Source organism: Phytohabitans houttuyneae (assembly GCF_011764425.1).
Taxonomy (GTDB): domain Bacteria; phylum Actinomycetota; class Actinomycetes; order Mycobacteriales; family Micromonosporaceae; genus Phytohabitans; species Phytohabitans houttuyneae.
On sequence record NZ_BLPF01000002.1, the window covers coordinates 1 to 22,294 of the forward strand.

Consider the following 22,294-nt stretch of genomic DNA (forward strand, 5'->3'; position numbering starts at 1 on the left):
AGCACGGCCGTGGCCAGTCGCGTCTTTCCGATGCCTGCCTCGCCCACGACCAGAGCGCCTCGGCCGTGCGTGACCGCGCGCAACAGCATCGACCGTTGCGCCGCACGGCCCACCAACGGCCAGGCCAGGGCGTCCACCTCGGAGCCGATCGGGTCGCCGGGCAAATCGACATGCACGGATCCGATCCTAATGGTGCGCCCGGCACGCGGCCGCTCGTCGGATCCGCGATCAGAAGGGCCAAATCGTCTGAAAACTCCAGGCATCGGCGGAGCCGATCTTCAAACCTGGTGAGTACCGTCGGGTGCAATTGAGTACCAGCTACTCATGTGGACCGCATGTCTCCACGGGACTATTTCGGACGACCGATCCCGATGTTTCCCTGGAGGTTCGCGTATGCACAAGGGTTCGCCGCACCCAAATCAGAGCAAATCAGCTGTCTGGATGCGCTCGATCAGCGTCATGCTGGCATTCGTGCTCGTGAGCACGTTCGCCATTTCGGCCCCCGCTCACGCCGCCCTCGTGATTTCGTCATTCAGCGGGACGCTGGCACCCGGCGCCTCGCAGAATCATGTGTGGAACAACGTCCCGGCGAATACCGCCTACAAGGTCGGCCTGTCGCCGGTCGGTGCCAGCACCTCGGCGATGTGCGAATTCGAGGTGACCAACCAGTGGTATGAGCGGCTGAGCACCGGAGAGCGCAAGTTCCACTGGACGATCAAGAACATCGGCACGCTCGCCTGCGGCACGAACGTCCTGCTGTCGGCGATCAGTTCGGACTCCATCCAGTCGACGGGGGGTATGGAGCCCAGCGAGATCAAGACCTTTTCGGTACAGCTCACCGCCTTCGGCGACGTGTTCGAGGTACCGCTGCTCGGCCTTGTCCCCAGTGGCGCGACCAGCGCGAACCCCTGCCGGTTCAAGGTGCGGCGGACGTGGTACCAGCGCGTGGCCCAGGGCGACGTCGCCCAGCCGGTCTACCTGCGCTACGAGGTGCAGAACACCGGCAACATCGCGTGTAGCGCCGACGTGCAGAAGGGCGCCGTCCCGGTCGAGTCCCGGCTCTCGGCGAAGAGCCTCGGCGGCGGCTCGTCCTCATCCACCCGGTGGAACAACGCCACGCCGACGTCGGCGACGCATCTGATCGGGCTGGACCCGGTGGAGCTCGGCTGCGCCATGGAAGTCACCCGCAACTGGTACCGGCAGGTCGTCAACTCGACCGGTACGACCGAGCGAGAGCTCGTGTGGACGATGAAGAATCTCGGCACGACACAGTGTTCGGCCGAGCGCGTGCTGTCCCGGATCTGATCTGCGCGACGGCTCACCTCACGCAGGTCCACATAGGAGAAGGCGGTCCCGCTGGCGCGGGGCCGCCTTCTTTCGGCAGCGGTCCGGCAAGCGTCCAAGCAGGAGCGTCCCTCGTTGCGTGTTGCCTTATGTAAGGAACAACCTATATTTTCTCTTGTGAACGCTTTGCGGCGACGTCGTCAGCACTGACGTCCCCCCAACCAACGACTAGCAACGGAGCATCCCCGTGGTCGATAGTCTCAGCGTCAACGTCTCTTGGCTCGGCATCATCGTCGGCGCCATCGCCCTGTTCATCCTCGGCGGCATCTGGTATATGCCGCTGTTCGGCAAGGTTTACCGCCGGGAGCTCGGCCTTTCCGAGCCAGGCGAAGGCGAGAGCCCGCTTCCTCCCGGCAAGACGCTCGGCAAGGCGCTGGCCGGACAGTTCATCGCCAGCCTCGCAATCGCCGGCCTGCTCGCCTGGCTCATCGGCAACGAATCTGCCGGGCACGGAGCCGTCGTGGGTCTCGTTGGTGGCGTACTCGTAGCGGCCGCCCTCACGCAGCTCCACCAGTTCGAGGGCAAGACCCTTACACACCTGCTCATCAACGTCGGCTACGTGGTGGTCGGCCTCACCGCCGTCGGCGCCATCCTCGGAGCCTTCCAGGCGTAGACGCTGGTGCTGGCTGTGCCCGGCGAGCCACAGGGCCCGCCGGGCCGCACCGGGGCCTCGGCAGGCTCTGGTCAGTCGCATCCGACGGATCTTGCCAGAAGCGGCGGTGCGGTGAGGTCCGCGGCCCTGGCGCCGGGGTAGTGCTCAGCTATGCCGGCGGACGAGCGCGAGCGTGGACAGTCCCGCGGCCAGGAAGAGGGCAGCCAGCACGGCCCAGCCGCCGCGGCCGTGGTTGATCGCTGTCGCGGTGACGACCAGCGGGGCGAGCATCGAGCCGAGTGCCGCTCCGGTCTGGCTGACGCCCTGATACGCGCCGGCGTTGTCCGGGTCGGCGAGCTCGAAGGCGAGCGTCCAGCTACCCGCCTCGGAGAGGACCTCGGCGAGGCTGTGTGCCACGGTGGCGAGGGCCAGCACCGCCACGACGACCGCGACGCCGCCGGAGGTGCCGGCCGAGTAGAGGCCGCAGCCCGCGGCCAGCAGCGCGCCGGCACGGGCGACCGAGCGTCCGGCCGCTGGGAGGTCGTGCGCCCGGCGCGCCGCCCAGACTTGGAGCAGGGACACCATCACGGTGTTGACCGCCAGGAGCGCCGCGACGGTCACCGCGGGCGCCGTCGTCCAGCCGGCCACCCACAGGGGTACACCCACGGTCAGCATGCCGAACTGCATGGTCATGACCGCGTTGAGCGCGGTGGCGGCCAGGTAGGTGCGGTCGCGCAGTGGGGAGCGACGTGCCCGTTCCGCGCGGAGCGGGGTGGCCGGGCCGGGCGGGGCGAGCCGGCGCAGGGACAGCGCGGAGACGAACAGCAGTGCCGCCGTCGACGCCATCGCCAGCATGTACGCGGGCCTCGTGCCGACCGCGAGGGCGATGGCCGCGAGGCCCGTGCCGAGGCCGATGAAGCAGTTCATGACCACGCGGAGGCGGGCGCGCACCTCGACCCGTTCCGGTCCGGTGAAGCTCTGGGCGATCATCGTGTTCAGCGCCGTGCGCTGCATGGCCTGCTGGCCGACCGCGGCGCAGGCGACGGCGACGAACGCGACCGGTGAGCTGACCGTGAGGTACGCCAGCAGCGCGACGGCCTGGCCGGCGGTGGCGGCCAGCAGGACCCGCCGCGCGCCGGCGATCGCGGCCAGGTAGCCGGCGCCCAGCGACGCGGCCACCGCCACGGCGCCGGCGATCGTGAGCCCGAGCCCGACCGTGGTCGGGGTGAGGCCGGCGACGCGGGTGAAGAACAGCGCGCTGACGCTGAAGAACACGCCCCTGGAGAGGGCGGCGGACATCGTCGACCAGGTCAGCGCCCGGGCGACCGGGTCGCCGGGGAGCAGGGTTCGGCGGACCCAACCCGCCGCCCGGGGAGGGCTCGCGACAAGAAGCACGCCAACAGTTGTCGCAGGTACCCGGCTTGCCAGCCCAACGATGTAGCGTATTGCTTCATGGTCCGGTATGAGCTGGTCGGCATGGACCTGGCCGACGTGCGGTTCGCGGTCTCGCCGCTCAACGAGCTGGTGCTGTCGCTGCGGGCCTGGCGCGACCCGGGCCGGTTCCCGCTGCACCTGCGCTGGCTGCACGCCCTGCGCGAGGCGCGCGGCGGCCTCGACGCCGCCACCCTGTCCGCGCTGACCAACGACCGGCTGTGGACCCCCGACTTCCTCAACCCGCGTCCGTACTCGCCGCTGACCCGGATCGACGACGAGCTGGACCGGATTGCCGGCACCGACCCGGCCACCGTGCGGCGCGACCTGCGGGCCGTGCACGGCGAAGGCCCGCTCCCGAAGCCGTTGCGCGGGTCCGCGCCGCGCGTGCTGGCGCGCGTCCTCGACGCGCTCGGCGAGTACTGGCGGCGCTGCTTCGAGCCGCACTGGCCGCGGATGCGGGCGCTGCTCGAAGGCGATGTCACCCACCGGGGACGGCAGATCGCGCAGCACGGGCTGGCGGCGATGTTCGCCGACCTGTCCAGCACGGTGCGCCTGGCCGGCAACGTGGTCGAGGTGCGCCTGCGCTCCAATGTGGACTATCACCGCCCGACCACCGGCGGCCTCACCCTCGTGCCCACGCTGTGGACCACCAACGCGTCGACGCCCATCTCCGCCGCCGAGCCACCGATGATCCTGTACGCCGCGCGCGGCCTCGCCACCCTCTGGGAGCCCCAGGTGCTGCCGGCGCCGGACACGCTCGCCGCGATCCTCGGCCTCACCCGGGCCGGGCTGCTCGTCCACCTCGCGACGCCGGCGTCCTCCACCGAGCTGGCCACCCGGCTCGGCGTCACCACCACGGCGGTCAACCAGCACCTGCGGACCCTGCACGCCGCCGGGCTGCTGGTCAGCGCCCGGCACGGCCGCTCGGTGCTCTACCGCCGCTCCGACCTCGGCGACCAGCTCGCCGGCCACCAGGGCACGGGTCAGACCGTGGTGTAGCCGCCATCGATGACGAGCACCGAGCCGGTCATGAACGCGGACGCGTCGCTGGCAAGGTAGATGAGGCTGGGCGCGATCTCCTCCGGGGTGGCATAGCGCCGCATGGGCACGTCATCGATCCAGCGCTGGCGAAACTCGGGCCGGTCGACCGGCGCCATCTCCGTCTTGATGTACCCGGGCGCGAGCGCGTTGACCCGGATGCCCAGCGGCGCCCACTCCGCGGCGAGCGATTTGGTCAGCTGGTGTACCGCCGCTTTGGAGGCGTTGTATGCCGGCTGCCACTGTGGACGGTTGACGATCAGCCCGGAGATCGAGCCGATGTTGACGATCGTGCCGCCGCCGCGGCCGGCCATGTGCCTGCCGAACGCCTGGCAGCAGTGCCACACGCCGGTGATGTTGGTGTCGACGACCTGCGCCCAGTCGTCCTCGGTGACGTCGAGGGCAGGCGCGTGTACGCAGGCGCCGGCGTTGTTGACCAGGATGTCCACGCCGCCCATCTCGGCCGCGATCTCCTCCACCACCCGGTCGACGTCGGCGCGGCGGCGCACGTCCGCCTGAAAACCTCGGGCGGTCGCCAGCTCGTCCACCACCTCCGCGGTCTTGGCCGCGTCCCGGGCGACGATCGCGACCCGCGCGCCGGCCTCGGTGAGCGCGGCGGTGAACGCCCGACCGAGTCCCCGGTTGCCGCCCGTCACGACCGCAACCTTTCCGGCCAGCCCAAACGCGTCAAGTACCGACATCACGGTCGGCTACGCGGTGCAGGGCGCGTTGTTCAGCGTGAACGTCGTGGGCGGTGGCTGACTTGCCGTCGACGCGCCGTACATGCCGAACCAGGTACTGCCGCCGGGCGGGATGACCTGGTTCCAGCGGGCGTTCGACACCGTCACGGCGGCGCCGGTCTGGACGTGCGTACCGTTCCACAAGCTCGTGATCCGCTGGTCGCCGGGGAACGTGAAGCCGACCGTCCACCCACTGACCGGTGCGGTGCCGTTGTTGTGGACGGTCACCCTGGCCACGAATCCGGTGGCCCACTGCGACTGCGTGGCGTACGTGACCTTGCAGGTGCTGGGCGGGGTCGTGCTCGACGACGCGGACGAGCTGATTGGCGTTCCGATCGTGCACTGCACCCCGCTCGGCGTCGGGCCGGCGCAGGTGTTCAGCACTACCGGCGGTCCCATGCCGGCCGCGGCGGGCATCGTCACGAGGGCGGTGCCGGTCACCGTCGCGGGAATTGCCACGACGGCCAGCAGAGCCGACCAGATACGACGTTGTTGCCGCGAGCGTCCACCCATGCCCCGAGGATCCGCCGTGCATCGACGATCGTCAAGATAATGGGTCGAGGAGTCGGCTGCGTTCGGCCTCGATGGAGGCCAGCCGTTCACGTGTGTCGGCCGCTCGCTGGTGCAGCCGCTGCTGTGCGCGCCTTACCCGGTGGGCCCACACGGCGATGTTGTCCCGGGCTCTGTCGATCCGCCCGTCCACTGCGACGTTGGTGACGGTGGCGTCCCAGCCGACGTCGAGTGACCAGGTCATCGCGTCCACGGCGAGGTGGGCGGTGGCGGGCGGTACCTGCTCGATATTGGTCAGTTCGGTTCGCAATACCGCAAGGCAGCGGTCGGCGTGTGCGGCCACATCGGCCGCCTCCTCTATGTAGGTGTATTTGATCCCGTCAGCCGGTGTGCCGCGCGAGAGTATGTCGACAGTCGACCAGCCCGAGGCGCGTCCGAGCTTGCGATCGACGGCCTCGAGCGCCTGCTCGGCGGCATCGGCCGCTTGCAGCGCCTTGTCCAGGTCGGCCAGATCTTCGTTGAGCCGTCCCCGTTCATCGGCCAGCTCAAGCAGCCGCTGCGCGCGTGGGTCGCCCGACTGGCTCAGGTGCTGGTAGTCGGCCAGGACGGCGCGGTAGGTGGCGGGTGCCGAGGCAAGCTCCTGCAGGCGTGCCAGCACGGCGATGTGTTCGCCGCGCATCATCTGCAGGTGCGCCTCAGCCTCGGCGACGCGGTGTTGGGCGGCCTCGCGTCGGATGTGCTGCCGGCCCAGCGCCTCCTCGCGGTGGCCGCGCAGGGTCGTCAGCAGCCCGCTCAGCCATCCCCGCCTGCCGTCCCGCTGGTCGGCCAGCTCGTCCCGCAGGTCGCTGAGCTGGCGGCTGAGGCGGTCGATCCGCTCCTCGAGATCTCTGCGGCGCTCCGCGGCCACCTCGTGCGCCCGGAACGCCGCGGCTGCGGCCGCCACGCGTTCGACGTCGTCGGCCATGCCGTTCATTCGAACACGCGGCCGCAACCTCCCACGGCGCACCAAGCGACGCCTACATCGCGGTCGCTGTCGGGGGCGGCGGTGGTGCTTGCCAGCGGGATGGGCGAGGCGTGGTCCCGTTCTCCATTTCGTCGCGGCGGTGAATCTCGATCAGCTCGTCGCGGTATCGGTGGTCGGCTGTGGGCAGCTCGTCGCGTACCTGAGCGCCGCTGTCCCACCACTGCATCAGACCGCGTCCCTGCTCCTGGCCGGCGCGTGTGTGCACGCAGCGGGCGTAGTCAGAGGCCGGCGGCGGCGTCGTACCGGCGGCGCGCGTCGGCCATCTCGGAGTCGGGCAGCGCCTCTTTGAGCGCCAGCTGCGCGTACTTGTCGGGGAACATCTCCCGCAGGCGGTCGACGTACGTGACGTTGGCGGTCGCCTCGACCACCTGGATGCCCGCGGGCTCGGTGGTCATGTCCAGGATCACCGCGCCGGCCAGCTTGACCGCCACGTCCCAGGGGCGCTTTCGTTCCACGACGCCGCAGAAGTGGAAGCCGTACACCGTCTGCACGTCGGCGAGCACGGTGGCCTGGGTCGGCTCGTAGCCGTAGACCCGGACCCCGCAGACCACCGGCGGCTTGGCCCCATCGGCGGCGACCTGCTGGACGTTGTGCCCGGCGTGGTTGTGCTGGCCCGGATCGGTATGTTCGAGCGTGGTGCGCATCCGGCTGACGATCTGTGCCTGCAGATCCGGCGGTTCCGCCTTCGAGCCGGTCGAGTTGACCAGCACGACCGCGCCGGCCGACGCCGCCAGGATCACCGCCACCCACACGAAGCGGTGTCGGTACCACCCCGCGAAACTCTCCCGGGAAATCATGATCGCTTCTCACCTCGTCGAGAACTTGGAACGCTTCCGGCAATTCGGAGGCCGACCCCGTCGGCGGCGTGCTGATGGCCCGGCGATGAGGCGGGCAGGCGTCCGCTAAGCCGCGCGCTGCCGGCGCTGCGATGCTCCCGTGCTGGCCGTCCTCAGCGCGGTTGCCCCCGCGCTGCGGCGATATGAACCATTCCAGCACGCCTGGACCCATTCCGGCAACATCGATGATCCTCGTTGTTGTTCCGGTTCGTCAGGATCAGGCCGGTGCCGCGGCGGTCCGGGTCGAGGTGTCGGAGGTCAGAACAGCGGAAGGTGCAGCACGCAGGGCGGTGGTGTCGCGTGTGCCGGGTCGAGGGCGTTCTTGACGTACCCGATGGCTCGGGGTGAGTAAGGCATGGCGAGGTGGTCGGACAGGTCCAACGCGCAGCCGTCCTGAAGGGTGATGTTGGTGACCGCCGCGCCCGGCCCGGGAGCCAGGAAGTTCTGGTCCCACGGGGTGATGATGACGTCGTACGCGGTAGCGATCACCGTGTAGCGGACGCCGGGCACGGTGGCGCCGCCGGCGTTGAGGGTGGCGAGGAAGTCCGAGCCGCGGACCTGCTGGCGGATCGCCGGACCGCTGACCGGCTCGACCAGCCCGAGGATGCCGAACTGTTCGAGCAGGGTGCCGATGCCGCTGATGGTGGTGCCGAAGTGCGGGGCACCGAGCGTGACGAGCGCGTTCACCTTGCCGGCGCCGCCCTCGAACCTGAGGTACTGCCGCGGCACGATCCCGCCCTGCGAGTGGCCGACCACGTCGACCTGCGTGGCGCCGGTCGCGGCGAGAACCTGGTCGACGAATGCGCCGAACTCGCGGGCCGACGTGCGGATGTCGCCGAGTCCCTTGGAAGCCGGGGGAGCGCCCGGGATCTCGCCGTAGTTGAGCGCGAAGACGCAGTACCCCGCGGCGCTGAGGGCCGGTGCCAGCCGGGCCCAGTTGTTGTACCGGTTTTCGTTGGTGCCGTGGGCCAGGACCACCGGGCGCGGATGGGCGGCGGTCGGCCGGCACGCCCAGTCGTTGGCGCCGGGCGTGTCGGCCTCCGGGTGGAGCAGCGAGTAGGCGAAGGCGAAGGAGAAGCTGGTGGTGGGCGGCCCGGCCGGTTCGGCGGCCCGGGCGGGCTGGGCGGTGCCGGCGAGCAGGCCGACGATGACGGCAACGGCGGTGGCCACCCGCCGGGCGTGGAACGACCAACTCATCGGATGCCTTTCTGCCGTGGGCCGCCGGTGCCGCGTCAGCCGACGGGGGCGGTCAGCGGTGCGCGGAGCGTGCCGAGGTACGGGTGCCACAGGTGGGTCGGGTCGTTTTCGACGGCGGTGACGATCGCCTTCATCTCGTTGAGCGTGGTCGGCTCGGCGTCGTCGTAGACGTCGCCCTGGAGGAGCTTGAGCACGCCGATGCGGTAGCGCGGGTCCTGCACGAACGCGGTGTAGAGGACGTTGAGTCGATAGTAGACGGAGATGAACTCGTACCAGTTCTTCACCGCGCGCCGCATCTTGCGTTCGAACTCGGCGAAGCTGCCTTTGGAGAAGTCGCCGCCGGCGGCGTGCGCGGCGATGATGTCCTTGGAGGCGATGCGGGCGCTGTTGAGCGCGATGCTGACGCCGGTGGAGAAGATCGGGTCGACGAACCGGGCGGCGTCACCGACGAGCACGAACCGGTCGCCGCAGATCTCCTTCATGACGTAGCTGTAGTCGCCCTCGGCCTTGAACGGGCGCAGCCGCTTCGCCTTCTTCAGCGCGGCTTCGAGCTCGGGCCGGCTGCTCACGTACTCCCAGAAGAAGCCTTCACGGTCCACATTGGCCTCGGCGAAGCGGTCCTTGCGGGTGACCACGCCGATGCTGGTGACGGTATCGGTGATCGGGATCTGCCAGACCCAGGTGTCCTTGATGGGCAGGAAGTGCACGAAGATGAAGTCCTGCCGCTCGGGGTCGACCGCCACCGAGCCGCGGTCCAGCCCCTCGAACCAGGTGTGGATCGCGTACTGGTTGAAAACCGGGTCGGAGGTCTTCAGCTTCAGTTTGCGGCCCAGCAGCGTCTGCCGGCCCGACGCGTCGACGACAAGCTTCGCCGTGAAGTCCACCTGCCGCGGGCCGAAGCGGGTGCTCACCCGCACCGCGTCCGGGTCGTCAAAGTCCACGTCGAGCACGCGGGCGCCGCTGAAAACGGTGGCGCCGCAGCTCTCGGCGTGTTTGAGCAGGATCAGGTCGAACTTGCCGCGGTCGACGTGGTACGTGTAGTCGCGATCGACCTCCGGCTGGTCCCGCTCGACGAAGGTGATCTCGGCCGCCTTGAAGCCGTGGTGCAGGCCGGTGAAGCCGTTGTGCGGCACATTGCGCGACTCGGCGGAAGTCCACGCGGCGCCGTACTTGCGGGGGAAGCCGGCCTTGTCGATCTCGTCCATCACGCCGATCTCCAGCAGCACCGGGGTGGTGGCCGGCACCAGCGACTCCCCGACGTGCTCGCGAGGAAACAGCTCCGACTCCAGCACCGCCACCGACATGCCCGCCCGGGCCAGGTAGGACGCGGTAGTCGAGCCGCCAGGGCCGCCGCCGATGACGATGACGTCATAGTCCGTGCTCATCAGATTCCTCCGTCGGTCGCGGGTATGCCGCTCAGGGCGTCGACCATCGCGGCGATGCTGCGCACGTCCTTGAAGTTGCTGGCCACCATCTGCATCGGCGGGACGCTCACGCCGAGCTCGTCGCGGATGTAGTTGAGCAGGATGGCGGTCTTGAGCGAGTCGAGGATGCCCAGCTCGATCAGGGGTGTGCCGGCCTCGATCAGGTCTGCCATGTCCTTGGGCCGCAGCGTGGAGTTGATGAACTCCAGCAGCTTGTCCTCGGTTTTCTCGTCGGCCATGTCGCTCCTCGCTGTGGTGTGCCGGACGGATGGTCAGCCGTACCAGGGTGGTGCGTGCCGGATACGTACGACGGCGGCGGCCACGGTCACGCCCGGCCCGTGGCCGAGCAGCAGCACGTGGTCGCCGGGTCGCAGCTCTCCGCCGGTGAGCAGGTGGTCCAGGGCGGCGATCTGATCGCTCGCACCCAGCTGCCCGACGTTCCGTGCGAACGCCCAGGTGCCGGCGGCCTCCGGGAGTCCGAGCGCGGCCAGCAGGGCGGTGACCGCGACCCGCCCGGCGGCGGGTCCGGCCACCCGGGTCACCCGGCCCGGATCGACGCCGGCTTCGGCCAGCGCCCGGTGGGCGACCTCGCGCAGCCGTGCACCGGCCTCGGCGAGCAGGGTGGGGACGTCCTTGCGGTACGCGGCGGCGCGCCGGCCGAAGTCGACGCCGCGTCCGGCGGTGGCGCCGGGCGGAAACAGCGGCTCACCGGCGCGGTACAGCTCCTCGTCCTCGGTGTAGGTGGCCACCTGGACGGCGAGCAGCTCGGCGAAGCCCGGCTCGCGGGTGAGCAGGGCCGCGGTCGCGGCGTCCCCGGCGATCTGGCCGGGCCCGGCGGACCAGCGTTTGAACAGCGGCGTGCCGAAGTTGTCCGCGGCGACCAGCAGCGCCGCCTGCCGGTCCGGGTCGGCCGTGAGGTACCGGGCCGCCAGCGCCAGCGCGCCGAACATGCCGGTGCTGCCCTGCTGTACCTGCACCGCCAGCGTGGCGCCGCCGACCAGGTGTCGCTGGAGGTGGTACTGCGGCTGCCAGCCGTCCGGGCCCTGGTGCCAGGTGTTGACGTAGAGCAGCAGGTCGGTGTCGGCCGGGCGGCGCCCGCAGCGCTTGTACGCCTCCTGCGCCGCCAGCAGCGCCATCTCGGGTGCGGGCGTGTCGCCGGCGACGGCCGAGCCGGCCCAGTCCTGCGCGGCCGCCTCCTCGGCCCGGTAGCGGCGTTTGGCGACTGCGGCCTCGATCCCGGTGGTGGGAGGCAGATAGCTGCCGACGGCGGCGAGGTAGGCGGTCACACGCCCACCACCGGACGCTCCTCGACCTCCGCCGGGGCCGCGTCGTCGGCGGCGCCGGACAGCAGCTCCACGAGGTGTTCGGTGATCGCGACGACGGTCGGCTGGTGCCACAGAAGGGTGGCCGGCAGGGGGTGGCCGAAACGGCGTTCCAGCCGGCGGCGGATCAGCAGCGTCATCACCGAGTCCAGGCCCTGCTCCACCAGCGAGCGGCGCGGGTCCAGGGACTGCGCGGGCAGCCGCATCTCGCCGGCGATCTGGCCGCCGACCTCGTCGCGTACCCGATCGCGCAGCTGCTCCTCGGGCAGTCCGGCGAACTCCGCCGCGCCGCCCCCTCCGTCCGGCTGCTCGTCCCGCTCCACCGGGAGCGCGTCGAGCAGCGGCAGTCGCTGGACACCGGGCTCGGGCGGCAGCGTACGCAGCACCGGGTAGTGCCCACCGCCGTGCCGGGCCGCCAGGTCCCAGGCGGCGAACGCCTCGGCGGCGGCGATGTCGCCGACACCGCGAGCGCGCAGCTCCGCGTCGACCACCGCGTTGACCGCCATGCCCTGCCCGCGCCAGGACGTCCAGCCGAAGCTGAACGTGCCGGGGCAGCCGTCGTCGCGGCGGCGCGCGGCGAACGCGTCCAGATAGGCGTTGGCGGCGCCGTAGCTGGCCTGACCGGGCAGGCCGAGCAGCTGGCCGCAGGAGGAGAAGAGGACGAGGAAGTCCAGGCTGCCGGGTGGGAACAGCCTGTCCAGGACGCGGGCGCCGTCCACTTTGGGGCGCAGGACGGTACGCATCGAGGATTCGTCCACATTGGAGATGAGGCGGTTGTCGAGGACGCCGGCGGCGTGCACCACGCCCCGGATCGGCGGCATGCCCAGCGCCTCCGGCGTCAGTGCCTGGGCGGCTCGCGCGGCGTCGGTGATGTCGAGGCTGATCAGGCGGACCGCGACACCGAGCGCCTCCAGTGCGTGCAGCTCCGGGTCCCATTCGGCGCGCGGCGGGACCGGGCTGCGACCGGCCAGCACGATCCGGCGGGCGCCGCGTTCGACCAGCCAGCGGGCCACCTCACGGCCGAGCACGCCGAGGCCACCGGTGATCAGGTACGTGCCGTCCGGGTGGCAGCGCAGCGGCCCGGTGACCGGTTCGCGCGCGATCCGGGCCAGCCTGGCGACCGCGGCCGCGCCGTCGCGGAGCCGGACCACGTCGTCCGGGGGAGCGGCGTCCAGCACCCGCCGCAGAGTGTCCACTGTGCTCACCAGCTGCGCGGGATCGAGGTCGAGCACGCCGCCCCACAGTCGCGGGTGCTCGCCGCCGACGACCCGGCCCAGACCCCACAGGGTGGCGTGGTCGGCGTTCCGTACGTCGGCGCCGGCGGTGACCGCCCACAGCCGCGTCCCGTCCGGCGAGCCGGCGGCGAGGCGTTGGACGGCCGAGGTCAGCAGCCACGCCGCCTCTTCGGCGGTGTCGGGCGGGACCACGAGCACGTCGGCGGGGCCGGTCAGCGCGGCCAGCTCGGAGGGGTCGGTGAGGCGCGTGGCGGCCAGCCCGTCGCGGAGACCGGCCAGCAGCGGCCCGTCCGGCCCGAGCAGGAGCAGCGGTCGCGCGCTGGCGTCCGGGGCGGGCTCGGGCAGTTCCAGCGGCACCCAGGTGACCTCGTGCACGAGCTGATGCGGGCCGGTGGCGACGGCGCCGTGGCCCAGCTCGGCGTACGTCAGCCCGTCCAGCGCCGCCCGCACCCGCCCGTCGGGGTTGGCGATCAGCACGCGTACCGCGTCGCCGCCGTCCGGGTCGAGGACGACCTGGACCAGGGCGCGCTCCGGCGGCTCGCCGCTGACCCGCAGCCGGCCCACGGCGGCGACCATCCGCAGCGCCGGCTCGCCGGGATAGGCGGACGGGGCGATCGACAGCGCGGCGTCGAGCAGCGGTCCCCAGGTGGGTGGCGCGGACGCGGCGGCGTTCTCCGCGTGCGGCGCGCGTACTGCGGCGCGCAGGCCGGTGGGGGCGCGGGTCAGGGACTCCACCTGCCAGGTGAACGCCATACTCGGCACCCCGACACCGGCCAGGTGGCGCAGGATCTCGTCCGGGTCGGCCTCCTGACTTCCGGGCAGCGGCGCGCCCAGCGCGGCGGGCAGCGGCACCGGCCCGGTGAGTGCGGCGGCGTGGGTCAGCCAGGAGCCGTCCTCGTCGTCGGCGGCCCGGGACGCCAGCCGGACCCCGCCCCCGTCCTCGATGACCTGCACCTCGCGTTCCTGGTCCACGGGCAGCGGCAGGCGCAGCACCAGGTCGGTGAGCGATTCGCTCGCGCCGGCCCGCAGGAAGGTGGTGATCAGCACCGCGGCCGGCAGGATCTCCACGCCGTTGATGGTGTGGCTGCCGGGATACGGGCGGCGGCTGGCGTCCAGCAGAGTGCGCCACAGCCGCAGCGACTGCCCGGCGACCGGCACTGCCGCGCCGAGCAGGGTGTGCGAGTCGACGTCGTGTGCGAGTCCGTCGCCGCTGCCGCCGGGCATGGCCGCGCGCCAGTGGGGGCGCCGCTGCCAGGCGACCGTGGGCAGGTCGGCCAGCTCGCCGGTGGGCTGGAGCGCGCCCCAGTCCACTGGGTACCCGTGACAGAACAGCTCGCCGGCGTTTGTCAGCAGGCTCTGTGACTCGTCGGTGTCGCGGCGGAGCGTGCCGGTCACCACCGCGTCCGGGAGGGTCTCGGCGATCGAGTGGGTCACCACGGGGTGCGCGGAGATCTCCAGGAACGCGGTGTACCCGTCCTCGGCGGCGGCTCGCACCGCGGCGGCCAGGCGCACCGGGTTGCGCAGGTTCGCCGCCCAGTAGCCGCCGTCCAGCGGGCGGGTCGAGCGCGGGTCGGACATCGCGGTGGAGTAGACGGGGATGCCCGGCGCGACAGGTTCGAGGTCTTCGGCCGCCTCCGCCAGGTCGGAGAGCAGGGCGTCCATGTGCGGGCTGTGGAACGCCACGTCGGAGGCGACCCGGCGGACCGACACTCCGTCCGCCTTCCACCGCTCGACCAGCTCGTCGATGGCGGCCGGGTCACCGGCAACCACTGTGGACAGTGGCGAGGACCAGATCGCCGGTACCGCGTCGGTACGGCCGGCCAGAACCGCGGCGACGTCCTCGAACGGCAGCCCGACCATGGCCATCGCGCCCTTGCCGGCGACCTGGGTGAGCAGCGCCGAGCGGCGGCAGATCAGCCGGGCGCCATCCTCCAGGCTCAGCGCGCCGGCCACCACGGCGGCGGCGATTTCGCCCACCGAGTGGCCGATCACCGCGTCGGGGCGGACGCCGGCGGCGCGCCACAGCTCGGCCAGGCCGAGCTGCATCACGAAGATCATCGTCTGGACCCGGTCAACGGTGGCCAGATCGCCGTCGGTGAGCACCTGGCGGGGGGAGAAGCCGATCTCCTCCAGGAAGATCGGCTCGAGCTGGTCGACAACGGCGGCGAACGCCGGCTGCTCGGCCAGCAGCCGCCGGCCCATGCCCGCCCACTGCGAGCCGTGTCCGGAGAAGACCCAGACCAGCCCCGCGCCCGGCTCGACGGTCGCGCCGGTGGCGGTACCGCGCTCGCTGTCCCCGGCGGCGACCGTGCGCAGGCGCGCGGCGAGCTCCCGCCGGTCGGCGGCGACCACCGCGGCCCGGTGACCCAGGTGGGTACGGCGCGCGGTCAGGGTGTGCCCGACCGAGGCGAGCGGGGTATCGGCGCCGGGGCCGTCCAGCCAGGCGGCCAGTGCCCCGGCGGACTCGCGCAGTGCCGGCTCGGAGTGCGCGGTCAGCGGGTACAGCCGCGCGGCGGGGGCGGCGGGCACGCGGGCCGGGGCAGGCTCTGCGGGAGCCTCCTCCAGGACGACGTGTGCGATCGTGCCGCCGTAGCCGAAGCCGGACACTCCGGCCCGGCGCGGCGCGTCACCGGCGGGCCAGGCCGTGGGCTCGGTGACCACGCGCAGGCCGTTGTTCGCCCAGTCGATCGCCGGGTTGCCGGTGGTGTGGTTCAGGCTCGGCGGTATCCGCTCGTGCCGCAGCGCCAGCACCACCTTGATCAGGCTGGCCACGCCGGCGGCCGCCTCCAGGTGGCCGATGTTCGACTTCACCGAGCCGATCAGGCACGGCTCGTCCGGCAGGCGCCCGGTGCCGTAGACGGCGCTGAGCGCGCCGGCCTCCAGCGGGTCGCCGAGGCGGGTGCCGGTGCCGTGCGCCTCCACGTAGCCGACGGAGGCCGCGTCCACCCCGGCCTGCCGGACCGCGCGGCCGATCACGTGCGCCTGGGCGGGACCGCTGGGCGCCATGATGCCGTTCGTGCGCCCGTCCTGGTTCACCGCGCTGCCGCGGATCACGGCCAGCACCCGGTCGCCGTCGCGGCGCGCGTCCGCCAGCAGCTTGAGCACCAGCACGCCGCACCCCTCGCCGCGGCCGTAGCCGTCGGCCGATGCGTCGAACGACTTGCACCGCCCGTCGGGGGCCATCGCCCCGGCCGCGTCCAGGGTCAGCGTCAGACCCGGGGAGACGATCAGATTGACGCCCGCGGCCAGCGCGAGCGGCCCCTCGCCGGCGCGCAGGCTCTGGCAGGCCAGGTGCACCGCGACAAGCGAGGCGGAGCAGGCGGTGTCCACGGCCATGCTCGGGCCGCGCAGGTCCAGGGCGTACGAGACGCGGTTGGCGACCGCGCACATCGCCGCGCCGATCCCGGTCCACGCCTCGATGCCGGGCAGGTCCTCCAGCAGCCGCCGGCCGTAGTCGTCGGAGCCGACACCGACGAACACGCCGGTGTCCCCGCCGGCCAGCGTGTGCGGGGGTATGCCGGCGTGCTCCAGGGCCTCCCACGCCACCTCCAGCAGCAGCCGCTGCTGGGGGTCCATCAGCGCCGCCTCGCGCGGGCTGAGGCCGAAGAACTCGGCGTCGAAGCCCTCGATGTCCGGCAGGAAGCCGCCGAAGCGGGTGGCCCGGCGCAACGTCGCGGCGACGTCGGCACCCAGCTCGGCGTACGGCGCCCAGCGCTCGCCGGGCAGCTCACCGATGCCGTCGCCGCCGCGGGCCAGCAGCTGCCAGAACCGCTCCGGCGAGTCGGCGCCGCCGGCGAACCGGCAACCCAACCCGACCACAGCGACCGGTTCTACTCCCATCGATGCCATGCCCCCTTCGCGCCTCGCGACGGCAACTCGACTACAGCCACGGCGGTGGCTCGAGGAGACGAACCACCGCGCTGGAGATGGTGATGCCCGGGCCGATGCTGGCCAGCAGGACGTGCTCGCCCGGGCGCAGCTCGCCGGTGTCGAGCAGGTGCTCCAGAGCCACGATGTGGTCGCTGGAGCCCAGGTGCCCGACGGTACGGCCGAAGTCGAACGTGGAGCGTGACATCGGCAGGCCGATCGCGCCCATGCCGCGGTGCTCCACGATCTCCCGCGAGTAGTGCATGAAGGCCGCGCGGGCCACCTGCCCCAACTCGATGCCGGCCTCGGCGAGCGCGCGCCCGGCCACGGTCACCAGCTGCTGGTGCACCGTCATCCAGACCGAGGTGCCGAAGCCGGCGCCGGCGCGGCGGTTGAAAACGGCGGTACGGTCGCTGAAGTTCAGGCCCCGACCGAGCGTGGGCCCGGGCGGAAACAGCGGCTCGCCGCAGCGGTGCACCTCTTCCGCCTCGGCCACCGCGGTCGTACAGGTCGACAGCAGCCGCGCGAACCCGCCGCGGCGGCCGAGGACCAGGGCGCTGGCGCCGTCGCCGGCGAGGTAGCCCGGGCCCATCCGCCAGCGGTCCACCATCGGGGTACTGAAGTTGTCCGCGGCCACCAGAAGCGCGGCCTCATCGACCGGACCGGCGGCCAGGTGGCTGGCGGCCAGCTCGAACGCGCTGAACATGCCGTTGCAGCCGTGCCGCAGCTCCATCGCCAGCGCCCGGTCGAGCCCGAGCCGCCGCTGGAGGTGGTGCTGCGGCGGCCAGCCGTCCGGCCCCTGGTGCCACGAGGTGGCGTACAACAGCAGGGAGACCAGCTCCGCCTCCTGCCCGGCCCGCTCCAGCGCCGCGCGCGCCGCGCGCAGCCCCAGCTCCGGTGCGGGCACGTCGCCGGCGACGGCGACCGCGGTGAGGCCGTGCAGTGCCGCGTCCTCGGCCAGGTACCGCCCGTCGGCGACCGCGTCGGCCACCGCCACCGTGGCCGGCACGCAGCTGCCCAGCCCGGTGATGTACGTGTCCGGCGTGCGCACGCGTCCCTCCCCGTCGCCTCGAATGTGAGCACCATCGCCCGATGCGCTTAAGGCCCGCTAACGCCCGCCTGTGCCGGCGCGCGCGGCTTAGCCGTCCTTTAGCGGGGCGCGGGACGGTGGCCTGGCCCCGTATCGGCGAGGAGGCTCGTGTGCGCGTAGGTGACGTCTACCTGAGTGGGCTCGGTGTCGTGCTGCCCGGGCGGGAGAGCGTACTGTCCGCTGTGGAGCGTGGCCTGCTCACCGCGGAGCAGGCCGAGGTCCTGGAGTTCGAGTCGGCGGCTGTCGCCGGCGAGGAGTCAGCGCCCGAGATGGCGCTGCGCGCCGCTCAGGACGCGCTCAAGACCTCCGGCGTGGCGCCCAGCGAGCTGGACGCGCTGCTGTACGCGAACGTGTGGCACCAGGGGCCGGAGGGCTGGGGGCCGCAGACCTACCTGCAACACCACCTGCTCGGCGACGACCTGCTGGCGGTGGAGCTCAAGCAGGGCTGCAACGGGGTCTTCACCGGCATGGAGCTGTCGGTGGGCGTGCTGCGCGCCGAACCGTCCCGCCGAGCCACCATCGTGCTGGCCAGCGACAACTTCGGCACCCCGATCATGGAGCGGTGGATGCCGGGTACCGGCCTGGTGATCCTCGGAGACGCGGCGTCCGCGACCGTGCTCACCAAGGCGCCCGGCTTCGCTCAGCTGCTGTCCATCCACACCTCGGCACTGTCCGGGATGGAGGAGGCGTACCGGGCCGGTGAGCCGCTGTTTCCACCGGGCATCACCGTCGGGCGGCGGCTGGACTTCGTGGGCCGGCTGGAGGCGTACAAGGCCAAGGCGGTCGCCGACGGGAGCGGATGGGTCCTGGCCCTCCAGCACAACCAGCGGTACGTGGACTGCATCCGCCGCGCGCTCGCCGACGCCGACGTGGACGCGTCCGAGATCAAGCGCGTCGTCGTGCACAACCTCGCCCGGGCCGAGGTGGAGCTGTACCTCGGCGTGCTGGGCATCCCGCTGGCCAGGACCACCTGGGGCTTCGGGCGCAAGATCGGCCATCTCGGATCGAGCGACCACCTCGTCTCGCTGTACCAGCTGATCGCCACCGGCCAGGTCGCCCCGGGCGACGCCGTTCTCATGTGCGGGTACGCGTCCGGGGTCACCTACAAGGCCGCGGTGCTGCGCATCCTGGACGTGCCGTCCTGGGCGACCGAGACCGGCGGTCTCGACCTGGACTGAGCCGGTCAGCGGCGCCGGTCGGGGGAGCCGACGCCGCTGACCGTGTCCTCAGCCGGCCGGTACGTCGCGCCGGCGCAACCCCGCCAGTCCGACCGCGCCCAGCGCCGCCGCCACGACCGCCAGCAGGATCAGCGGGAGGGCCTCGACGGTGCCACCGGGCAGCCGGGGCAGGTGGGTGTACGGAGAGATGTCCAGCAGGGCCTGCGGGAAGTCGAAGATCGCGCCGAGCTGGCCGAACAGGAAGCAGAACGCGAACGCCACCCAGCTGGCCGCCACCGCCCGCGGCATGAGCCCGAACAGTGCCACGGTGACCGCGCCCAGCACCCAGACCGCGGGCAGCTGCACGGCCGCGCTGGCCAGAACGCGGGGTATCTCGCCGGCCACGTCGTCGCCGCTGGCGCCGTAGGTGATCCCGCCCAGCAGCCCGTACGCCAGCAGCGCCGCCGTCGGGCCGAGGAGCGTGAACACGAGGTGGCTGGCCGCCCAGCGCAGTCGCGGCGCCGCCGTGGCGAGCACAGGCTCGGCCCGCCCGGTGACCTCCTCGCTCTGCAGCCGCAGGACGGTCTGGATCGCGTACCCCGCCGCGATCAGCCCGAGGATGCTGGTGAGGCTGGCCAGGAACGCGTCGCTGAGCGCGGAGCCGCCGCCCACCCGGCTCACCACGTCCCGCAGGTTTTCGTTGTCGCCGACGTTTTCCCCGGCGTCCCGCGCGACGCTGCCGAACAGCAGGCCGGCCACGGCGAAGCCCAGCGTCCAGGCGACCAGCATGCCGCGGTGCATCCGCCACGCCAGCGCGAACGGGCCGGCCAGCGACGGGGCGGCGGCCGGTGGGCCGAGCCGCTCGGCGATCAGTCCGGAGCCCAGGTCGCGGCGGGCGGCCAAGGCGTACGCGACGGCCGCGGAGAGCACCGCCAGAGCCGCCGGGAGCAGGAACAGCCACCACCGCTCACCGGCGTACGGGCGGACCGCGCCGACCCAGTGCAGCGGCGAGAGCCAGGACAGCCAGGACAGGCCGTCGGCGGAGTCACCGGCGAGGCGCAGCAGGTACGCCAGCGCGAGCAGCCCGATGCCCAGTCCGCGTGCCGCGCGGGCACCCGTGGAGACCTGGGCCATCAGCGCGCCGACCGCGGCGAACACGATGCCGGCGACGGCCATCCCGGCCGCGAGGGCGAACGACCCGGTGGCGGGGAGGCCGAGGCCGATCATGCCGACCGCGACGATCACGCCGAGCAGCAGGTTGGCCAGCACGGTCACCAGCAGGGCGGCGGTCACCGGCGCCAGGCGGCCGATGGCGGTGGCGGCGAGCAGCTCGCGCCGCCCGGACTCCTCCTCGGCCCGCGTGTGCCGGATGACCGTCAGGAGGCTGATCAGCGCGACGATCACCACCATGTCGCTCATCCGCTGGGCCACCAGCGAGCCGATCTCCCAGCTGTACGCCGGGCCGAACAGGGCGACGTAGGACGGGTTGCTGGCGGTGTCGGCGAAGTACTTCTGCTGCTCGGCCGCGGTCGGGTAAAGGTCGACCAGCGAGCTGGCCACCGCGATCGGAAACAGGCTGAACGCGACGATCCAGGAGGGCAGCAGGAAACGGTCGCGGCGCAGCACCAGCCGGACCAGGTGGCCGGTGCCCTGCTGGGCGCTCATCGCGCCACCTCCGCGTGCCGGTCGGCGGTCGCCGGCTGGCTCACGTCGTAGTGGCGCAGGAACAGCTCCTCCAGGGTCGGCGGGCGGGTGGTCAGGCTGTGCACCCCGATCGAGCCCAGCTCCCGCAGCAGCCCGGTCAGCGCCTTCGGGTCCACTGTGCACTCCAGGTGGTCGCCTTCGACCGTGACGTTGTGCACGCCCGGCAAGGACGCCAGCCGGTCCGGCGCGCCGTCCAGCTCCGCGCTGACCAGGATGTGCCCCAGCTGGCGCATCTCGTCCAGCGCGCCGCTGTCGACGGTGCGGCCGCTGCGGATGATGCTCACCCGCTCGCAGAGTGCCTCCACTTCGGACAGGATGTGGCTGGACAGCAGCACGGTGCAGCCACGGCGGTCGTTCTCCTCCTTGACCACGTCGCGGAACGTGCTCTCCATCAGCGGGTCGAGACCGGAGGTGGGCTCGTCCAGGATGAGCAGCTCGGCGTTGGAGGCGAACGCGGCGACCAGCGCCACCTTCTGCCGGTTGCCCTTGGAGTAGGCGCGCCCCTTCTTTCTCGGGTCCAGCGAAAACCGCTCCACGAGCTCGGCGCGGCGCTTGTTGTCCAGGCCGCCGCGCATCCGGCCGATCAGGTCGATCGCCTCGCCGCCGCTGAGGTTGGGCCAGAGCGTCACGTCACCCGGCACGTAGGCCAGGCGGCGGTGCAGGGCGGGGGCGTCGGCCCACGGGTCGCCGCCGAGCAGTGTGGCGGTGCCGGACGTGGCCTTCATCATGCCGAGCAGGATGCGGATGGTCGTGGTCTTGCCGGCGCCGTTGGGGCCGAGGAAGCCGTGCACCTCACCAGCGCGCACGGTCAGGTCCAGGCCGTCGAGCGCGCGGCTGGAGCCGAAAGTCTTGACCAAACCACTCACGGAGATGACATCGGTCATGACATGTCCTTTTTGGAGGGTAGGAGTGTGAGTAGCACCAGGCCTCGGGGACCGTCCCGTCGCCTCAGCCTGGCCCGGCCTCGGGATGCTGGCTCTTGCCGCTGAGCATGGCGTCGACGGCGGCGGCCGTCTCAGGGCTGATCATCGGGTGGGAGTGGATGTCGAGCATCGCGAGGATGATCCGCCGGTCACCCTCCGGGCCGAAGACGTCGGTGTCCAGTGCCCGGGACAGATGCTCGTGCAGCAGGGGGACACCCATCCGCATGGCGATCAGCAGGGCGGCGCGCGCCCGCCGGTCGCCGTAGGGCGCCTTTTCGCGGGACTCGTCGGCGTGCGCGAGCCACTTTTCGGTCAGCGCCACAACCTCGTCGAAGAAGCTCGAGGCGGCGGCGGAGCCGTCCAGCAGAGCACGGGCCACGTATCGCTGGAACGGGAGGATCTGCCGCCCCACCAGCAGCGGGTTGGCAGCCGCGGAGTCGCCCGCGGACTGCTCGCCGGCGCGGCGCAGGCCGGCCAGCACGTACTCGTCGCAAGCCTGACGCAGCTCCTCTTTGGAGCCGAAGTGGTGGCGCATCAGGCCGGGGGAGACGCCGGCGGTCCTGGCGATGTCCCTGACCGTGGCTCTCGCGAAGCCGTCCCGTGTGAAGTGCTCGAGGGCGGCGTCCCTGATCCGGGCGCGCGCGGTCAGATCCTCGCGGGATGGCTCCATTGCTACACCCCCTATACGCCTGAATAGCGGACCACACAGTTGTATAGCGCCGCGTCCGTGATCGCAAGTCGACGCGGCGTTAGGCCTGCTTTAGTCCGGGGGCAAACGATGGCCCGGTACCCGTCGACTGGGATCTGGAGGACCGACATGGGGGTTACCCGGGCTCCGCCGCAACGCCGACGACAGC

19 protein-coding genes are annotated in these 22,294 nt (G+C 72.0%); 4 read left to right on the forward strand and 15 right to left on the reverse strand.

Features of this window, described 5'->3' with window-relative positions; translation table 11 throughout:
* The first annotated feature begins 324 nt into the window (after positions 1-324).
* Positions 325-1,305, forward strand: coding sequence for a hypothetical protein (locus tag Phou_RS23800; protein ID WP_218579161.1), 981 nt, complete (start codon positions 325-327; stop codon positions 1,303-1,305).
* A gap of 226 nt (positions 1,306-1,531) precedes the next feature.
* The gene (locus Phou_RS23805; RefSeq protein ID WP_173058981.1) at positions 1,532-1,957 is read left to right on the forward strand and encodes a DUF1761 domain-containing protein; all 426 of its coding nucleotides are present in this window, start codon (positions 1,532-1,534) and stop codon (positions 1,955-1,957) included.
* 144 nt (positions 1,958-2,101) lie between these two features.
* Here Phou_RS23805 and Phou_RS23810 read toward each other — a convergent pair whose 3' ends face one another.
* Positions 2,102-3,331 (reverse strand): MFS transporter, encoded by a 1,230-nt coding sequence (locus tag Phou_RS23810; protein WP_246273837.1) that lies wholly within the window; start codon positions 3,329-3,331, stop codon positions 2,102-2,104.
* A 57-nt stretch (positions 3,332-3,388) separates the two neighbouring features.
* Here Phou_RS23810 and Phou_RS23815 point away from each other — a divergent pair, with 57 nt between their 5' ends.
* Positions 3,389-4,369 carry an ArsR/SmtB family transcription factor gene (locus Phou_RS23815; RefSeq protein ID WP_173058984.1) on the forward strand — a complete coding sequence of 327 codons (981 nt, stop codon included), beginning with the start codon at positions 3,389-3,391 and terminating at the stop codon, positions 4,367-4,369.
* On the opposite strand, the gene Phou_RS23820 is transcribed toward Phou_RS23815, so the two are convergent.
* The 11 genes from Phou_RS23820 to Phou_RS23870 form a co-directional block, all read right to left on the reverse strand.
* The gene (locus Phou_RS23820) at positions 4,354-5,064 is read right to left on the reverse strand and encodes an SDR family NAD(P)-dependent oxidoreductase (RefSeq protein WP_246273838.1); all 711 of its coding nucleotides are present in this window, start codon (positions 5,062-5,064) and stop codon (positions 4,354-4,356) included. The genes Phou_RS23815 and Phou_RS23820 overlap by 16 nt on opposite strands.
* 54 nt (positions 5,065-5,118) lie before the next feature.
* Positions 5,119-5,661, reverse strand: a complete 543-nt coding sequence (locus Phou_RS23825) for a cellulose-binding domain-containing protein (protein WP_173058990.1) — start codon at positions 5,659-5,661, stop codon at positions 5,119-5,121.
* A gap of 31 nt (positions 5,662-5,692) precedes the next feature.
* On the reverse strand, positions 5,693-6,622 hold the full coding sequence (locus tag Phou_RS23830) for a hypothetical protein (protein WP_173058993.1): 930 nt from the start codon (positions 6,620-6,622) through the stop codon (positions 5,693-5,695).
* Positions 6,623-6,674: 52 nt separating this feature from the next.
* On the reverse strand, positions 6,675-6,887 hold the full coding sequence (locus Phou_RS23835) for a hypothetical protein (protein ID WP_173058996.1): 213 nt from the start codon (positions 6,885-6,887) through the stop codon (positions 6,675-6,677).
* Between the two features lie 13 nt (positions 6,888-6,900).
* Positions 6,901-7,479 (reverse strand): hypothetical protein, encoded by a 579-nt coding sequence (locus Phou_RS23840; protein ID WP_173058999.1) that lies wholly within the window; start codon positions 7,477-7,479, stop codon positions 6,901-6,903.
* A gap of 297 nt (positions 7,480-7,776) precedes the next feature.
* Positions 7,777-8,715 (reverse strand): esterase/lipase family protein, encoded by a 939-nt coding sequence (locus tag Phou_RS23845; RefSeq protein ID WP_173059002.1) that lies wholly within the window; start codon positions 8,713-8,715, stop codon positions 7,777-7,779.
* A 35-nt stretch (positions 8,716-8,750) separates the two neighbouring features.
* A complete protein-coding gene (locus Phou_RS23850) occupies positions 8,751-10,100 on the reverse strand; it encodes an NAD(P)/FAD-dependent oxidoreductase (protein ID WP_173059005.1) in 1,350 nt (449 codons plus the stop codon).
* Entirely contained in the window at positions 10,100-10,378 is a 279-nt protein-coding gene (locus Phou_RS23855) for an acyl carrier protein (RefSeq protein WP_173059008.1), read from the reverse strand. Before Phou_RS23855 ends, Phou_RS23850 begins: the two co-directional genes overlap by 1 nt.
* Before the next feature lie 33 nt (positions 10,379-10,411).
* The gene (locus Phou_RS23860; RefSeq protein ID WP_173059011.1) at positions 10,412-11,425 is read right to left on the reverse strand and encodes a ketoacyl-ACP synthase III family protein; all 1,014 of its coding nucleotides are present in this window, start codon (positions 11,423-11,425) and stop codon (positions 10,412-10,414) included.
* Positions 11,422-16,536, reverse strand: a complete 5,115-nt coding sequence (locus Phou_RS23865; protein ID WP_218579162.1) for a type I polyketide synthase — start codon at positions 16,534-16,536, stop codon at positions 11,422-11,424. The genes Phou_RS23860 and Phou_RS23865 overlap by 4 nt, the downstream gene beginning before the upstream one ends.
* A 40-nt stretch (positions 16,537-16,576) precedes the next feature.
* Complete coding sequence (locus Phou_RS23870) at positions 16,577-17,614, reverse strand: ketoacyl-ACP synthase III family protein (RefSeq protein WP_173059017.1); 1,038 nt, start codon at positions 17,612-17,614, stop codon at positions 16,577-16,579.
* 149 nt (positions 17,615-17,763) lie between these two features.
* Here Phou_RS23870 and Phou_RS23875 point away from each other — a divergent pair, with 149 nt between their 5' ends.
* Positions 17,764-18,831, forward strand: coding sequence for a ketoacyl-ACP synthase III family protein (locus Phou_RS23875; protein WP_173059020.1), 1,068 nt, complete (start codon positions 17,764-17,766; stop codon positions 18,829-18,831).
* Positions 18,832-18,879: 48 nt separating this feature from the next.
* Here the strand turns inward: Phou_RS23875 and Phou_RS23880 are convergent, their stop codons facing one another.
* The 3 genes from Phou_RS23880 to Phou_RS23890 all read right to left on the reverse strand — a co-directional run bounded on the left by Phou_RS23880 (position 18,880) and on the right by Phou_RS23890 (position 22,107).
* Positions 18,880-20,475 (reverse strand): ABC transporter permease, encoded by a 1,596-nt coding sequence (locus tag Phou_RS23880; protein WP_173059023.1) that lies wholly within the window; start codon positions 20,473-20,475, stop codon positions 18,880-18,882.
* Positions 20,472-21,398 carry an ABC transporter ATP-binding protein gene (locus tag Phou_RS23885; RefSeq protein WP_173059026.1) on the reverse strand — a complete coding sequence of 309 codons (927 nt, stop codon included), beginning with the start codon at positions 21,396-21,398 and terminating at the stop codon, positions 20,472-20,474. Before Phou_RS23885 ends, Phou_RS23880 begins: the two co-directional genes overlap by 4 nt.
* A gap of 64 nt (positions 21,399-21,462) precedes the next feature.
* Complete coding sequence (locus Phou_RS23890) at positions 21,463-22,107, reverse strand: TetR/AcrR family transcriptional regulator (protein ID WP_173059029.1); 645 nt, start codon at positions 22,105-22,107, stop codon at positions 21,463-21,465.
* Positions 22,108-22,294 lie beyond the last annotated feature (187 nt).